Genomic DNA, 16,713 nt, shown 5'->3' on the forward strand with positions numbered 1-16,713 from the left:
ACTACTATAATTTCATAACCGTTATTCAATAATTCAACACATGTATGACTACCAATATATCCTGCTCCACCTGTTACAAGTATTGCCATAATTCTAGTCCCCCATATCATATTTAATATGAATTCACCAAATTATACCATGTATTTCTTATCACATGTTTATTATGTGAACACAGAAGCTCACATTTATTTTGTACAACACACCATTCTACTCCAACAATCAAAAACGCCACATAATCTTTGTTATGTGGCGTTTTTATATTAAATTACGTAACAATATACACTTAGAAAATGCGCAAGACTACCTAACAATACAAAAACATGAAAAATTTCATGGTGTCCCATATATTTAAACTCCAACCATTTTGGCTTCGCACCGTAAATAAAACCACCAATTGTATAAAAAATACCTCCAAGTACTAAGAAAAAAATACCTCCTGTACTTAAATTCTCAGCTAGCGGTGCAAAGAATAGAACAATTAACCAACCCATCAAAAGATAAATTGCAGTTGATAACCATCTCGGGCAATTAAACCAAAACATTTTAAAAACAATACCACAAATCGCGGTTGCATAAACTAAACAAAATAATAGCAAACCATTTGCCGAATGTAATGTAATTAAACAAAAGGGTGCATATGTACCTGCAATTAATATAAAGATCATAGAATGATCTAATTTCCTAAAGAAATAAATAACACGTTCACTGGCTACAACACTATGATACACAGCTGACGCCATATAAAGTACCATCATCCCGATACCAAATAAAATAACTGCTGTAATTGCCGCAAAAGATGGCATCTTAACAGAAACCTTTACAAGCATAGCTAATAATGCAACAAATGATAATACTGCTCCTCCTAAGTGCGTTAATGCATTAACCGGTTCTCTTACATAAGCATTCATATAAACACCCCTCATATAATTACATGTAGTTTTGATAACTACATGTAATTATATACACATTATTCATGTGGGTCAACATTTACAATTCATTTGTTTCGTAATACCATATTTAAAGATATACTAAACATTAAGTTCCACTAAGTTATAAAAGTGAGGGGTTCTACGTGGAAAATATAAATAAATTACTTGAATCATTACATTTAGAAAAAAATATTAAACTTGAGGATATCCCAAATGTCGACTTATATGTAGACCAAGTTGTTCAACTATTTGAGAATACTTATGCGGATACAACAAGAACCGATGATGAAAAAGTATTAACGAAAACAATGATTAACAATTACGCAAAAGGGAAATTATTCATTCCAATCAAAAATAAAAAATACTCAAAAGAGCATATGATTTTAATCAGCTTAATTTATCAATTAAAAGGAGCCCTCTCTATTAACGACATTAAAAGCTCCTTAGAAAATATAAATGAATCGTTATTAACTGATGATACCTTTGCATTAGATACACTATATAAAGATTATCTTGCTCTTACTAAAATCAATGTTGAAGGCTTTAAGCAAGACGTAAATAACCGCGTTTCAGAAGTAAGCGATATCTCTTCCTTAGAAGATCCAAACTTAGAGAAATTTTTATTACTAACATCTTTCGTCACTATGAGTAATATGTATAGACGTTTAGCTGAGAAGTTAATTGATGATTTAAAAGGATCTTACTAACGATAAAATGCTACCTAATTGTTAGGTAGCATTTTTATCCCGCACTATCTATTGGAGTAATGATTAGGTTTTAATAACTAACACATGTAGCTATTCCAAGTATTATGCTTTTACGTTCTCTCTAACGACGTTTCAAAAAAACTATCCACCTTTACAGTGGATAGTTTCTCCTATTTAATCGCCTCATGAACTTTTAATTGTTTACCTTTTATTGTTGTATTCTTCATGACCTTTAAAACAAGTGATCCTTTTCCATTTAATATCTCAACGTACGAAACATTATCTTGGATTGTAATAATACCTATATCTTCAGCCGAAACACCTTGAATTTTAGCAATTGTACCGACGAAATCTACAGCCCTAATTTTCTTTTTCTTCCCGCCATTAAAGTACAATTTCATAATTCCTTTATTTATATCAGCATTTTTATCTTTCTTTATCATTGGTTTAGCATGTATTTTTTCTTCAAATACAGCCTTACCATTCATCACTTCTTCTTTTGAAGGTGCTTGTGCCTTCGGAATTGCAAATCCGATGTACGTCTCAATTTCTTCTAAAAATCTATTTTCATACGGCGTAATAAATGTAATGGCTTTTCCTTTCTTACCAGCTCGTCCTGTTCTTCCAGTACGATGCACATAACTTTCTTTTTCTAATGGAATATCATAATTAATAACATGTGTAATATTATCAATATCAATACCTCTCGCAGCTACATCCGTTGCTACTAAATAACGGAACTTTCCTTTTCTAAAATCATCCATTACCTCAAAACGATCTTCTTGCACCATGCCACCATGTATTTTGTCACAAGGGTAATTCACTCGTTTTAACTGTCTATATACATGATCTACGTTTTCTTGTGTACGGCAAAAAATAATGCAACTGTCTGGATTTTCAATTGTTGTTACATCTTTAAGAAGTGAAAGCTTTTCTTCTTCTCTCACTTCAAAAAGGGTATGTTCAATTTTATCTGTTGTAATCCCAGCCGCCTTAATTTCAATATGCGTTGGTGAATTCATATATGTACGAGATAACTTTTCAACATCTTCTGGAAGCGTTGCTGAAAATAGCATTGTCATTCGCTTTGTAGGTAACTCATCAATAATTGCTTCTACTTGATCGATAAAACCCATATTTAGCATTTCATCGGCTTCATCGATAACTAAGTACTTTAGACGCTCTAAAGAAAGCGTGCCTTTTTCAATATGATCTAATACACGACCAGGAGTACCCACTACAATATGTGTTTTTTGCTTTAATTCTAATTTTTGACGCGCAAATGGAGATTTTCCATAAACTGCTGCAGCCTTAATTCTTTTGAATCGACCTATATTTGTAATATCTTCTTTTACTTGAACAGCAAGTTCTCTCGTTGGCGTTAAAACTAATGCTTGTGGTTTATTTTCTTCCCACTCTACCATTTCACAAAGTGGTATACCGAACGAAGCTGTTTTTCCACTTCCAGTCTGCGATTTTACAACAAGGTCCTTCTTTTGCAATGCAACTGGAATAACCTCTCCTTGCACTTCTGTTGGATGCTCGTATCCTAAGCCAGTCAATGCTTGTACTATTTCTTTACTTAATGCATAATTACTAAAGTTCTTTTTACTCATATATTAACCTCATTTGATTTTAAATTTAAATAATTATATTCTTCATGCCTCACGTTGAATTATACCGCAATACTATTGTTTTTAATTCATTTCAGTCGCAATTTATCTAAGTATACTTTACAAATAGTAAAGGGCAGTCTTAATAATAAGTCTGCCCCATCTAAACCGTATTAATTTTTACGGAACTAATCTTTTTACAACAGGTATCCTTTGCAATACTAATGTAATCACCATGCTAAGAACAAGTGTAATTGTTACATTGATCGGTATTGCTAATATTGCGTGCACACGTTCATTTACCTTAGGAAAAATGATGTACAGATAGTTATTTAATAAGAAGAAGTGGAGAATATAGATTCCAAGGCTTGCTTGATTTATAAAACGTAATACGAATGGTAATTCTCGTTCTGAGTTTTGGAAAGCATATTTGAAAAATACAAATAATCCAATCGCCATAAGTACAACACCTGGCGCAAAATATCCGTACCAGAACTGATCTAACTGTCCATTCGCTTTTACTGTATAGTGATATGTAATAAAGAATGTACTAATAAATCCTACAAGTCCTCCAATATAAGAAATATTTCTCCATTTTTTCGAAATATCATAATTAGATAAATAATAACCAAGTAAAAAGTATCCTACATAATTTGTAACGTAAAATAATTCAATATTAAAATTGATAGGATAATAATATTTCACTAAATTGACTACAACAGATGCATATAGCCATAAAATTAAAAAGTATTCTATCTCTCGTTTTTTAGCGTTCTTCACAAAGATTTTTAGTAGAGGTGTAATTAAATATATACCTACAATCATGTATAGGAACCATAAATGTCCCCCGATCGTATCTGTTAAAAAGTGTTTTATCCCTTGCTTTAAAGATGCTGGAAAATATCCTGCATATGCTCCATATGCATAAAATATAGCACTCCAAGCGATAAAAGGTATAATCACTTTACTTGCACGCTTCTGTAAAAATTCCCCGATAGCAATATCTTTCGTTCCCTTTAATAATAACGCTCCACTAATCATCACGAAGATTGGAACACTGGCACGTGAAATAGATTCAAAAAAGTTACCAGCCAGCCAGCGCGACACGTTATTTGTATCTAACACGGAAACATAACCAGCAGTAACGTGAATTGTAACAACTGCTATTGTCGCTAATACACGCAACCAATCCATATATACTAAACGTTTCATTAATGCCCCTCCTAAATTTACCTATTTAACTTTTCTTTTCCAAACATAATTTTACATGAAATGATGTTATGTTAAAACACATTTTCATCATATGGACCTATAACATACGTATATAAAATTAAATTTTTAAATATAAACATGAAAACCTTTGACTTATGCGTGAAAATAATGTAAATTATCCTTTGGACGAACATTTTTAAATGAAATGAATAAAATATTCGTATTTTAGGGGTGTAAATGATGGAAAACGTATTCGACTATGAAGATATTCAATTAATTCCTGCAAAATGTATTGTAAATAGCCGCTCTGAATGTGATACAACTGTCACTTTAGGAAAACATAAATTTAAATTACCTGTCGTACCTGCAAATATGCAAACGATTATTGATGAGAGAATTGCAACTTATTTAGCTGAAAACAATTACTTCTATATCATGCACCGTTTCCAACCAGAGAAACGAATCTCATTCATTAGAGATATGCAATCACGTGGATTAATCGCTTCTATCAGCGTTGGTGTGAAAGAGGACGAGTATGAATTCGTACAACAATTAGCTGCTGAGCAACTAACACCTGAATACATCACGATTGATATCGCACACGGTCATTCTAATGCTGTAATCAACATGATTCAACATATAAAAAAACACTTACCAGAAAGCTTCGTTATCGCTGGAAACGTTGGAACTCCAGAAGCGGTAAGAGAATTAGAACATGCTGGTGCTGACGCAACAAAAGTTGGTATCGGACCTGGTAAGGTGTGTATTACTAAAATTAAAACTGGCTTTGGAACTGGTGGTTGGCAGCTAGCTGCACTTCGCTGGTGTGCAAAAGCTGCAAGTAAACCAATTATCGCTGACGGTGGTATTCGTACACATGGCGACGTAGCTAAATCTATTCGATTTGGGGCGACTATGGTTATGATCGGTTCTTTATTCGCTGGTCACGAAGAGTCTCCAGGGGAAACAATCGAAAAAGACGGCAAACTTTATAAAGAGTACTTCGGTTCTGCTTCTGAATTCCAAAAAGGCGAGAAGAAAAACGTTGAAGGTAAGAAAATGTTCGTTGAGCATAAAGGTTCTTTAGAAGATACGTTAATCGAAATGGAACAAGATCTTCAATCTTCTATCTCTTACGCTGGCGGAACAAAATTAGACTCGATTCGTACTGTAGATTATGTTGTCGTGAAAAACTCTATTTTCAACGGTGACAAAGTATACTAATTTTCAAATTTAACTCGAAGGACAAGCACACAAAATGCTTGTCCTTCTTTTTCATGTATTCATACGTTGAGGATTTTTAAATATGAGAAATAGGGGAGATATACTGGAGTAGATATGTCCAAACTAGATGCGTTCCGTAAAGCCATTTCTTACGTCGGTTCCTTCATTGATGAATTAGAAAATAAAAATAAGCCCTCGCTTTACGAGGGCTTATCCTATATTTACTTCCCAAATCTTTTACGGTATCCACATTTTCTACAGAGTTCTTCAACTGCAACTCTTTTCGAAAATCCATCAACAATATTTTGCGCTCTTTCACCTTCTATAATATTAGAAAATGAATCACTATTAATATTTCCAAGGTTGATAATCCCCTCACCATCTAAGCAACAAGGAATAACTGTTCCATTCGCTAAAATACCTGCTTGATTTCGAAGACCATGACAGAATCCTTTTCCATCATCCTCTTCCTCATGTAATGCTGGCCACTGGAATTCATAGTCCTGATTAATAAAAACGCGTTCCGCAATTTTTATACCTTTTCCCGGAGTAAGCTTCTCTTCAATTTGATAAGACAAATCAAACTCATTTTCAATTATGGATAATAACTCTCTATTTTTCTGAATTTCGGCATTTGTTTTATTATCCTGAGTTAAATTCCATAACCTTAATGAAACAATTAAATCCGATTGGCTAGTCGCCTCTCTAATGAAAGAAAGTATACTTCTTACATATCCTTCTTTGTCTTGTGATCCTGGGTGCCCATCAAAACTGTGCAGTGAAAAATTCATTTGTCTTAAAGCAGGCTTATTTAACAGTCTATGCCTTCTCTTATTAATTAACGTTCCGTTCGTTGTAATATTAACTTTAAACCCTTTTTCATGGCTTAAATCTAACAGTTGATCTATTTTCGGATGTAGCAACGGCTCACCCTTCACGTGCAAATAAATGTAGTCTGTATGAGGTTTAATTTGGTCTAATCTTTTAGCAAAATCCTCCACAGAAATGAACTGCTTCTGCCTTTCCGTCGGCGGACAAAAGCTGCACGCAAGATTACATACGCTCGTAATCTCCAAGTAAAACTTTTTAAACTTCTTCACCTTTAATTCCTCACTTCTCTGACTACTTATAATTTTTTCCTCTTCATATTACAGCATACTTTTTTAGAAATAGAAACATACTTATTTTAGGAAATCGATATACCACCTATTAATGTGTAAAAGACCATCGGTGATTTTTGTCCAATGGTCTTTTTTACTCTTTTTATATACAAAAAGTAATTTTATTTATGATACGGTTCACCGCGATTAATACGATATGCTCTATACACTTGCTCAAGCAATACTAATCGCATTAATTGGTGTGGCAATGTCATCTTTGAAAAAGAAAGTGACTCATTTGAACGCTTCATTACTTCTGAACTTAGTCCAAGTGATCCACCAATTACAAATGCCACTTTACTCTTTCCATATGTAGCAAGACGATCTAGACTTACCGCAAATTCTTCTGATGATTTTTGTTTTCCTTCTATCGCTAACGCAATCACATGCGTATCATCAGAAATTTTATCCAGTATACGTATACCTTCTTTTTCCTTTACAATTAGCATTTCAGCTTCACTTAAATTTTCTGGTGCTTTTTCATCTGGCAATTCAATTACTTCTACTTTTGCGTATGCAGATAATCGTTTTAAGTATTCTGCTATACCTTGTTTTAAATATTTTTCTTTTAATTTCCCAATTGAAATAATCGAGATATTCACACGTATTCCCCACCTTACAAACATGTTATCCACACAACTTATCCACATATCCACAATTGTTACCCACATATTGTGTGGGAATCTGTGTTCGATACAACATATGTCGCCTCGTTTTGACAAAATTCACATGTTTTTTTCTCATTTTCAGAGTTATCCACATTGTTGATAACCGGCGCGACTTCACATTCATCCACAATAATATCTAGCGCTAATTCCACGTGTTCTAAACAACAAGGTAAATTCATATTCTTCACCTCACTTTTCTACAATAGAAAACAGGAGGTAGGCCCTCCTGTTTTTAATACTTTTGAATGCCTAATTTCACCGTTGTTGTTGCTCGTTTTGTACCACGATAAAATGTCAAAGTCATTTTATCATTAATTTTCTTATCATATAAGGCCGTGCGGAACCCAATAATATCGCGGATCGGTTTTCCATCTACCGCCACAATAACATCATGTTCTCGTAAACCAGCTTCTGCACCTGGAGAAGGGCTTTTCACATCTAAAATACAAACGCCCTCCGTCACATTTCCTGGTAACTGTAATGTTTTTGACCAATAATAATTCGGAATTTCATTTAATGACCTAAGTTCAATGCCAACATAAGGTCTTCTTACTTTTCCGTACTTCTCAAGTTCATTCATAATCGGAACCGCTCTAGTAACCGGAATTGCTAGTCCAATTCCTTCTACTTCCTTTGCAGCAATTTTCATTGAGTTAATACCGATTAATTGTCCTGCTGCATTTACAAGCGCACCACCACTATTACCTGGATTAATCGCTGCATCTGTTTGCAATACTTCTACTTGCCAATCATAATGCCCATCTTGATCTAGATCTACAGGAACAATGCGTTCACTAGCTGAAATAATACCTTGTGTAACAGTCCCAGAAAATTGCAGTCCAAGCGGGTTTCCAATCGCAATGACTGGTTCCCCTCTACGAACAGTATTAGAATCGCCAATTTCAATTACCTTTTTCACATACTTCGCATCTATTTCTAGTACTGCTAAGTCCGTGACTACATCAGTTCCTAATACTTTACCTGGAACTTTCTTACCGTCACTTAAGCTCACTTCAATGCGATTCGCCCCAGCAACAACGTGGTTATTTGTTACAATATACGCATGTCCACCTGTTTTCTTATAAATCACACCAGAGCCTGTACCGGCTTCCGAATCAGCCTCCGAAAAATCGTCTCGTTGAATATTAATAACACCAACAACAGCCTCCGAGGCACGATCAACAGCGTCTACAAAGCTAACTTGTTTAACAGGTACATTTCCATTTTGAGCTTCAGCCATATTTTTTTCACTTGCTTCAGCTTGCGGAAGCTTACCTGCATCATTTGAAAATAAAGGAGCTCCAAATGCAAACAATGAAGCCCCTACAATTGTTCCGGCTATACTAGAAATAACAATACCTTTATGTTTCTTTTTCCCTGCACGTTTAATACGATATTTTTCTTCATCAATAAAGGACATATTTGTTCACCTATCTTCCTGAAAACAACTATATTCACCTTTATTGTTTACTAAAATGAAGAATTATACGTATTGAATTTTCGTAGGCATTTTTGGATCTGTATCATGTATTTCAAAGGATTCTCCTACTCCAAATCCCTTTTCCTCTAATACTTGTGATACAGACATACGTGCTAATTCTTTCATATTGTTATCTAAGCTTAAATGGGCTAAATAAATATGTTTTGTTTCATCTGTAATTACATCTGCCATCGCCAATGCAGCATCCTCATTACAAACGTGTCCCACATCGCTTAAAATACGTCGTTTAATACTCCACGGGTAACGCCCCATACGAAGCATTTCCACATCATGATTACTTTCAAATACGAAAGCATTCGCTCCCTTAATAACACCTTTCATACGGTCACTTACGTATCCTGTATCTGTAATAAGGGCTAACTTTCTATTGTTGTTATGAAAAGCATAAAACATCGGTTCTGCCGCATCATGAGAGACCCCAAATGATTCAACCTCAATATCCCCAAATGTTTTCACATCTCCAACTGAGAAAATAAACTTTTGCTCAGTTGGGATATTTCCTATTAAATGTTCCATTGCATTCCATGTTTTCTCGTTCGCATAAACCGGTAAATCATATTTACGCGCCAATACACCTAATCCCTTAATATGATCACTATGCTCATGTGTCACGAGGATGCCTGATATGTCATTTATATTCAGTTCAGCTTGCTTAAATAAAGCCTCTGTAGCTTTACCACTTAAACCTGCATCGACGAGTAATTTTTTTTCATCTGTTCCTACATATAACATATTCCCTGTACTTCCACTTGCAAGTACACTAAAATGCAACCCCATTCTTTCTCACTCCAGTATGTTCATCAACCACTTGATTTTCCTTTTCTCCTAATTCCATAACCTGTCCTTCAATCGCATTCACAAAGAAATCCTGCTTCTGATCCGTTTTTAAATTCCATGTTGGAGCGAGCACTTGGTTATTAGAAGTAGAAGCGGTAAGTGTGGCATAACCAATTTGCGCTTCTTTTACATGCGTATTTCCATGAATTTTATTTTTTAAATACAAATTTTCTAAAGCCGTTTGAGCAGGAATAATTTCTTGCTGTTTCGTTTTCTCACTCTCGCCCATTTCTTTTAAATCCGTTAGCATCGTCTGGGTGTACGAAACAAGCTCATTTTTTTCATTTAATTCCACAACAATCATTGCCTGATCATTATAGAAAATAGGCTTATCTTTATATTTCTGGAAGAAGTAAATTTTAGAGTCTTTCATCGCTCCAAACTCATACTTTTGTCCATCCAATACATAGTTCTTCAAAAATTCATTATACTTATCTTTTGATACTGATTTTGTATTTAAAAACGGTTCTTTTAACTTACTTTCTATCTTGTACATATTTTGTAGATGCGCCGTTTGATTTTTTAAAGACTGTATATCTTCTTCTTTAAAGGCCTTGTTCTCCGCCCTAATAAACGACTCTTTTTTCGGTTCTTTAGGGAAATTACCCATTGTAATTTTGTTTGCTTTTAATTCTTGATCTATTTTTGTTTCTGCAATAAGCTCCAATTGATTACTATCTTGCTTTTGAATGAATTGAAAAATGAGAAAGAGGTCCAAAACAAAAAAGGTCACAATAAATATAGTTTTAATCCGATCCCAATCCATTTAGTCCTCCCTCACTCCACTCATATATTTTTTGTTTACCAGCTTCATCTTCAGCAAGCTTTACATACCAAATTGGCTGTAGTCGAACTACTTGCCCATCTAGTGATAACTTATATCCAATACCAATGTCTTTAATTAATCGTTTATCTATCTCTGCATTCTTTTCTAAGGATGCTATTACAACATGCCCTGATGGAAGAGTAACATTTTGTTCTATGCCCTTCGTATTTAAAGACAGCAATGGTCTTTCATATTCCATCACTTCTTCTGATCCCCATACTTGTTTCAATTCAGCTAACCCCTCTGTATTGAATACGGAATATCCATCTTCATGCAAACGAAATACTGAATGGCCTTTATTCACATAGTCCAAACGATAGGAATCCAAGCTCCCACTGTGACCACTCACAAATTCAAAACTTTTTTGTAAAAGCATTAAATTATCTATAGCTTTCTCGCTTGAGACAGAAGAGTTTTTATACTTTAGCATGTGATGATCGTTTTCAATCTCCATGGACCTAATACCATCTGTAAATGTTTCTTTCGATCCCTCGGTAATAGGGCTTAAATAACGTGGATCACTAAAAAGAGAATTCTTAAATGTATCCACTGCCAAATTAGATGAAATATATGTGATATTGTTTAATTCTGTCGTTCCATCTGGTAAAAATATCTTTTTCGTATCATTAATTTGATAATCAAAATATGGTTTTGCTGATACTATAAATTGATTTTGCGCATTAACAATATCTTTTAAATACACACCACTTAATTTTGCTTCATATATTCTAAAGTTATCGTCATAAGACACAAAGTTAATTTTAATTTCTTGATCCCTACTTCTAGAAGGGTCGAGAATAATGCGATTAAAATGTTTAGGCCTATCTATACTTTTTTCTTTCAGATTAAACATAGATTTAACTGCATCAAATGGGATATTGGTAGGGAAAATAAGCTCAATTTTCCCTTCACCATGTACATAAGAAAGGAAATCACCCTTAGCGATCGAGATTTCTCTAAAATCATGTAACTCCCCTGTTTCCAAGGGTCTATAGATTGATTCTATATCTTCCTCTCTTCTGCTTCCATAATGATTTTTATCTTTATGCACGATGATAGAACTGGGACGGATTACATCAGAAATTTTCGTTTGACTAGTTCCTTCATTCCCCTGCACAAATTTTGTATTTTGCATAGACGTGGAATCCGGCACATATGTCCATAAGTTAAAGGTAAGGAATAGACTAATTACAACTAAATTAATTAAAACTATCGTTTTAAAGTTTTCCATACTCATTCCCAATCGTCCTCTTCATCCGCTGCCATCGGCAATGTGAAGTAAATAGTTGTCCCTTTTCCTTCCTCACTTTTCGCCCAAATCGAACCACCGTGCGCCTCAATCATTTCTTTCGCAATTGCTAATCCAAGTCCTGTACCACCCATTTGCCTTGAGCGCGCTTTATCTACGCGATAAAAGCGCTCAAAGATTTTATCAACGTTTTCTTTCGGAATACCCATCCCTTGGTCACTTATACTAATTTCTAATAAATCCCCGCGATCACGCAAACGATATGTTACCGTTCCACCTTCTGGTGAATACTTTAATGCATTAGAAATAATGTTATACAAAACTTGGGTAATTTTGTCCGTATCCATATCAATAAATCGGGATTTCTTAGAGAAAGATCGTTTGAAACTTACATTTTGCTCTTTAGACATTTCAAATCGATCAATAATGTTATTAAAGAAGTCAGTAAAGTCGACCCACTCTTTCATTAAACGATGTTCTGTACTATCGAGTTTAGATAGTTGCAACAACGCATTTACAAGTCTAATCATTCTTTCTGTTTCTTCTTGTGTAACTGTTAAAAATTGTGGCGCAATATTTGGATCTTGCCATGCGCCATCCGTAAGCGCCTCTAAGTAACTACGCATTGTTGTTAATGGCGTTCTTAATTCATGAGAGACGTTCGCCACAAATTCACGGCGTTCTCGCTCTATACGCTCCTGCTCTGTTACATCATATAATACAGCAATTAAACCATTTGCCTTTCCTGTCTCTTTTTGAATAACAGAGAAACTAGCACGTAAAATATATGGTTCATTTCTTGTACTAAAATCTAATAAAACAGAGTCTGGTTCTTCATATAAATGATCAAGCGTAAATTCTTCCTGTATCCCTAATACCTCTAAAACAGATTGGTCGAGCGCTGTTTCACGCGAAACATTTAGCATCTTTTCCGCAGGGTCATTTAATAAAATAATATCTCCTTTTCGGTCAGTAGCAATTACTCCATCTGTCATATGTGATAAAACGGATGATAATTTACGTCTTTCGCTTTCTGTTGAAGAGCGAGCTTGTTGTAGTTTTTTTGATAAATTATTAAAAGATAATGCTAGTTGTCCAATTTCATCATGGCTATGCACTTTTACTTTTCTTGAATAGTTTCCTTTTGCCATTTCAATTGCTTGTCTTCGCATATCTGAAATTGGTCTCGTAATAGTTTGAGCTAACAAAATTCCAAGTACAGCTGTTACGAGTAATGCAATAACTGTTCCAGTTGCAAAAATTTGATTAATATCCTTCATTTGTTTATAAACATCTTCCATAGATGCAACAACGTAAATAACACCAAGTGCATCCTTGCCGTTATCATCCAGAATAGGCGTAATCATCACTTGTACACGATGACCTGTACGACCATCCTTCTCAATTTTCACTTCCGGCTTTTTTTGTACCAATACTCGCTGAACAGCTATATCAGTTGATGTTCTATTCACCTTATTTTGCTTCGACTCATCTGAAATAGCTATTAACTTCCTATTCGAATCAAATACACTTACCTCTTGAATATCTTTCTTTCGATCAGAGGCAAATTTTCGAATGGAAGTTTTTATCGTTTCGTCTGTTGATTCTGTTTCTCCTTTTGTATAACTTTTTTTAAACTCTTGTTTCAAGTTATATGCTAATAAGTTTGTTTGCTGTGTTAAAGAATCCCTAAAACCTTGTACAAGGCTCTTTTCTAACTCCCTCACGAAGTATACCCCAATAACTTGCATAGCTATCAATATTAATAACATATATATGAGCACAAATTTTAAATGAATAGATTGAAAAAAACCAACTTTCTTCATATACTATTCCTGCTCTGGGTCACGCAAGTAATACCCTACTCCACGTCTAGTTACAATTAAAGTAGGATGGCTTGGATTATCTTCAATTTTTTCACGTAAACGACGTACTGTTACGTCTACTGTACGAACATCTCCAAAATAGTCATAACCCCAAACTGTTTGTAATAAATGTTCACGTGTCATAACTTGTCCTAAATGTTTGGCTAAATAATGTAGTAATTCAAATTCACGATGTGTAAGCTCAATATTTTCTTCACGCTTTGTTACACTATAGGCATTTGGATTAATAACAATTGGCCCAATAACCATTTCCGTATTTTCTTCTTTTTCTGCAGCACCACCTTGCTGATGACGGCGTAAATTCGCCTTAACACGAGCAAGTAATTCCCTTGTACTAAATGGCTTTGTTACGTAATCATCAGCTCCAAGCTCAAGCCCTAATACTTTATCAATTTCAGAGTCCTTTGCTGTAAGCATAATAATCGGCATTTCTGAGCTTTTTCGTATTTCACGGCAAACCTCTAAGCCATCTTTACCTGGTAGCATAATATCTAATAAAACCATATCTGGCTGTTCTTCATTTGCTTTCTCAATTGCTTCATCACCATCATGCGCCATTACAATTTCAAAGCCTTCTTTTTCTAGGTTGAACTTCAAAATATCCGCAATCGGCTTTTCATCATCAACTACTAAAATTTTCTTTCCCATCATCGTCTATTTCCTCCTTATAAAGTGAAACTTTAATCGGTCGGGGAGGTTCTTCATCTCCCACCGATTATTAGCCAGCACCAATCGGGCATTTACGGGCAGTTGATCCCGCAGCTAACTTCTTTACCTCCGCTGAATTTTGAGGTAGGGTCTTACTGCCCGGTAAATAGCGGGGTAAAAATATGGTCAATAATCCCTAAACACATTGATGTCTACATAGTATGTCCCCTATATGACCGCATCCCTTGTTTAAGTACTTCTCCTCTATTCTCACAGACTCACGTATGATCCACTTTTACACGGAATCCTATACGATCTATAGAAAAACCTCTAGCTTCAACTGCTAGAGGCTCCTCGTTCTATTTTAAAATAACTACTCACTTTTGTAAAATTACACAAATAAAAAGGATATTAAGTGGGCCCACTTAATATCCTGAGAGTGGCTCGGGACGGAATCGAACCGCCGACACGAGGATTTTCAGTCCTCTGCTCTACCGACTGAGCTACCGAGCCAAAACTATATATAAAACCACTAATGGTGGTATAAACAAAAGTGGCGGTCCCGACCGGGGTCGAACCGGCGATCTCCTGCGTGACAGGCAGGCATGTTAACCACTACACCACGGGACCAAAAATGAACATAAAAAAAACATGACCCGTACGGGATTCGAACCCGTGTTACCGCCGTGAAAGGGCGGTGTCTTAACCACTTGACCAACGGGCCACGAAAAATAAAATGGTGAGCCATGAAGGACTCGAACCTTCGACCCTCTGATTAAAAGTCAGATGCTCTACCAACTGAGCTAATGGCTCATACTCACCAACGTCATATTTTCGTGACGACAAGATGTATCATAACATATTATCTTTTATTTTTGCAATACCTTTTTTTATTTTTTTATAAAAGATAAGAAAAAACCCATGAAAACATGAGTTTTTTCTTAAAAATATCAATTAAGCTTCGTATACGTTACGAACGATATTTGTTTGGTTACGATCCGGTCCAACTGAGAACATAGATAATTGAATTCCTGTTAACTCAGAAACACGTTCTACGTATTTTCGTGCATTTTCAGGAAGTTCGTCTAATGATCTTACACTAGTAATATCTTCTTCCCAACCTGGAAGCTCTTCATATACAGGCTCACATTTCGCTAAAATGTTTAAGTTTGCTGGAACTTCATCAATAACTTCGCCATTGTATTTGTAACCAACACAGATTTTAAGAGTTGGAATACCTGTTAGAACGTCGATAGAATTTAATGATAGATCCGTTAAACCACTAACACGACGTGCATGTCTTACAACAACGCTATCGAACCAACCTACACGGCGAGGACGACCAGTTGTCGTTCCATACTCACGACCAACTTCACGAATTTGATGACCAATTTCATCATGAAGCTCAGTAGGGAACGGGCCATCACCAACGCGGCTTGTATATGCTTTACATACACCTACAACGCGAGTGACTTTCGCAGGACCAACTCCAGTTCCAACTGTTACACCACCAGCAATCGGGTTAGAAGATGTAACAAATGGGTACGTACCGTGGTCAATATCAAGCATAACACCTTGTGCACCTTCAAATAGTACACGGTGATTGTTATCTAATGCATCATTTAATACAACAGACGTATCACATACATATTGTGCGATTTGCTGTCCGTACTCGAAGTACTCTTCGAAGATTTCCTCTACACTGAAACCTTCTGTATCGTACATTTTTTCAAATAAACGATTTTTTTGTGCTAAGTTGCGCTCAAGCTTCTCTTTAAATGCTTCACGGTCTAAAAGATCAGCCATACGAATACCAATACGAGCAGCTTTATCCATATATGCAGGACCGATACCTTTTTTCGTTGTACCGATTTTGTCATCACCTTTGCTAGCTTCTTCTAACTCATCTTGTTTTAAGTGATAAGGTAAAATAACGTGCGCACGGTTACTTACGCGTAAATTATCAGTACTTACACCACGATCGTGTAAGTATTTTAACTCTTCAAGTAATGCTTTCGGATCTACTACTAAGCCGTTTCCGATTACACAAATTTTTTCTTTATAGAAAATACCAGATGGGATTAAGTGTAATTTATATTTAACTCCGCCGAAAACAATTGTATGTCCCGCGTTATTTCCACCTTGATATCTTGCAACTACTTCCGCATGCTCAGAAAGAAAGTCAGTAATTTTACCTTTTCCTTCATCGCCCCATTGTGTTCCTACAACTACTACTGAAGACATTATTCAAGC

At 35.3% G+C, this 16,713-nt stretch carries 16 protein-coding genes, 4 tRNA genes and 1 pseudogene; 3 read left to right on the forward strand and 18 right to left on the reverse strand.

What is annotated here, in order from left to right; genetic code table 11:
• Both COE49_RS20380 and trhA read right to left on the reverse strand, forming a co-directional pair.
• A partial coding sequence (locus tag COE49_RS20380) for an NAD-dependent epimerase/dehydratase family protein (protein WP_141524808.1) occupies positions 1 to 89 on the reverse strand: 89 nt, incomplete at its 3' end.
• Between the two features lie 171 nt (positions 90 to 260).
• Positions 261 to 908: a PAQR family membrane homeostasis protein TrhA gene (gene trhA, locus COE49_RS20385; RefSeq protein ID WP_088233078.1), complete on the reverse strand. Its 648-nt coding sequence runs from the start codon at positions 906 to 908 to the stop codon at positions 261 to 263.
• A 164-nt stretch (positions 909 to 1,072) separates the two neighbouring features.
• Here trhA and COE49_RS20390 point away from each other — a divergent pair, with 164 nt between their 5' ends.
• Positions 1,073 to 1,636: a DUF1836 domain-containing protein gene (locus tag COE49_RS20390; protein WP_088233077.1), complete on the forward strand. Its 564-nt coding sequence runs from the start codon at positions 1,073 to 1,075 to the stop codon at positions 1,634 to 1,636.
• 170 nt (positions 1,637 to 1,806) lie between these two features.
• Here COE49_RS20390 and dbpA read toward each other — a convergent pair whose 3' ends face one another.
• Positions 1,807 to 3,252 (reverse strand): ATP-dependent RNA helicase DbpA, encoded by a 1,446-nt coding sequence (gene dbpA / locus COE49_RS20395; protein ID WP_088233076.1) that lies wholly within the window; start codon positions 3,250 to 3,252, stop codon positions 1,807 to 1,809.
• A 177-nt stretch (positions 3,253 to 3,429) separates the two neighbouring features.
• Positions 3,430 to 4,461, reverse strand: coding sequence for an acyltransferase (locus COE49_RS20400; protein ID WP_088233075.1), 1,032 nt, complete (start codon positions 4,459 to 4,461; stop codon positions 3,430 to 3,432).
• Between the two features lie 240 nt (positions 4,462 to 4,701).
• On the opposite strand from COE49_RS20400, the gene guaC reads away from it, so the two are divergent.
• Entirely contained in the window at positions 4,702 to 5,685 is a 984-nt protein-coding gene (gene guaC, locus COE49_RS20405) for a GMP reductase (RefSeq protein ID WP_088233074.1), read from the forward strand.
• Between the two features lie 96 nt (positions 5,686 to 5,781).
• A pseudogene (locus tag COE49_RS28510) lies at positions 5,782 to 5,865 on the forward strand (oligoendopeptidase F); the annotation flags it as partial.
• A gap of 41 nt (positions 5,866 to 5,906) precedes the next feature.
• Here COE49_RS28510 and COE49_RS20410 read toward each other — a convergent pair.
• The 14 genes from COE49_RS20410 to COE49_RS20475 form a co-directional block, all read right to left on the reverse strand.
• Entirely contained in the window at positions 5,907 to 6,785 is an 879-nt protein-coding gene (locus tag COE49_RS20410; RefSeq protein ID WP_088233073.1) for a radical SAM/SPASM domain-containing protein, read from the reverse strand.
• A 182-nt stretch (positions 6,786 to 6,967) separates the two neighbouring features.
• Positions 6,968 to 7,447: a 23S rRNA (pseudouridine(1915)-N(3))-methyltransferase RlmH gene (rlmH, locus tag COE49_RS20415; protein ID WP_088233072.1), complete on the reverse strand. Its 480-nt coding sequence runs from the start codon at positions 7,445 to 7,447 to the stop codon at positions 6,968 to 6,970.
• Between the two features lie 59 nt (positions 7,448 to 7,506).
• The gene (locus COE49_RS20420) at positions 7,507 to 7,692 is read right to left on the reverse strand and encodes a CxxH/CxxC protein (RefSeq protein WP_098253418.1); all 186 of its coding nucleotides are present in this window, start codon (positions 7,690 to 7,692) and stop codon (positions 7,507 to 7,509) included.
• Between the two features lie 53 nt (positions 7,693 to 7,745).
• The gene (locus COE49_RS20425; protein WP_088233070.1) at positions 7,746 to 8,933 is read right to left on the reverse strand and encodes a S1C family serine protease; all 1,188 of its coding nucleotides are present in this window, start codon (positions 8,931 to 8,933) and stop codon (positions 7,746 to 7,748) included.
• Positions 8,934 to 8,996: 63 nt separating this feature from the next.
• Positions 8,997 to 9,791: an MBL fold metallo-hydrolase gene (locus COE49_RS20430; RefSeq protein ID WP_000522832.1), complete on the reverse strand. Its 795-nt coding sequence runs from the start codon at positions 9,789 to 9,791 to the stop codon at positions 8,997 to 8,999.
• A complete protein-coding gene (locus tag COE49_RS20435) occupies positions 9,775 to 10,617 on the reverse strand; it encodes a two-component system regulatory protein YycI (RefSeq protein ID WP_088233069.1) in 843 nt (280 codons plus the stop codon). Before COE49_RS20435 ends, COE49_RS20430 begins: the two co-directional genes overlap by 17 nt.
• The gene (locus COE49_RS20440; RefSeq protein WP_088233068.1) at positions 10,598 to 11,914 is read right to left on the reverse strand and encodes a YycH family regulatory protein; all 1,317 of its coding nucleotides are present in this window, start codon (positions 11,912 to 11,914) and stop codon (positions 10,598 to 10,600) included. Before COE49_RS20440 ends, COE49_RS20435 begins: the two co-directional genes overlap by 20 nt.
• Positions 11,911 to 13,752, reverse strand: a complete 1,842-nt coding sequence (walK, locus tag COE49_RS20445; RefSeq protein WP_088233067.1) for a cell wall metabolism sensor histidine kinase WalK — start codon at positions 13,750 to 13,752, stop codon at positions 11,911 to 11,913. Before walK ends, COE49_RS20440 begins: the two co-directional genes overlap by 4 nt.
• A 3-nt stretch (positions 13,753 to 13,755) precedes the next feature.
• Positions 13,756 to 14,463 carry a cell wall metabolism DNA-binding response regulator WalR gene (gene walR, locus COE49_RS20450; RefSeq protein WP_000971865.1) on the reverse strand — a complete coding sequence of 236 codons (708 nt, stop codon included), beginning with the start codon at positions 14,461 to 14,463 and terminating at the stop codon, positions 13,756 to 13,758.
• Between the two features lie 437 nt (positions 14,464 to 14,900).
• Positions 14,901 to 14,973: transfer RNA gene (locus COE49_RS20455), tRNA-Phe, on the reverse strand.
• Between the two features lie 41 nt (positions 14,974 to 15,014).
• Positions 15,015 to 15,090, reverse strand: a tRNA-Asp gene (locus tag COE49_RS20460).
• A 22-nt stretch (positions 15,091 to 15,112) separates the two neighbouring features.
• Positions 15,113 to 15,184 (reverse strand) — tRNA-Glu (locus COE49_RS20465).
• Between the two features lie 13 nt (positions 15,185 to 15,197).
• Positions 15,198 to 15,273 (reverse strand) — tRNA-Lys (locus tag COE49_RS20470).
• A 141-nt stretch (positions 15,274 to 15,414) separates the two neighbouring features.
• Positions 15,415 to 16,704 carry an adenylosuccinate synthase gene (locus COE49_RS20475; RefSeq protein WP_088233066.1) on the reverse strand — a complete coding sequence of 430 codons (1,290 nt, stop codon included), beginning with the start codon at positions 16,702 to 16,704 and terminating at the stop codon, positions 15,415 to 15,417.
• Between the last annotated feature and the right edge of the window lie 9 nt (positions 16,705 to 16,713).

It is taken from the genome of Bacillus sp. AFS029637, from assembly GCF_002584985.1.
GTDB lineage: Bacteria > Bacillota > Bacilli > Bacillales > Bacillaceae_G > Bacillus_A.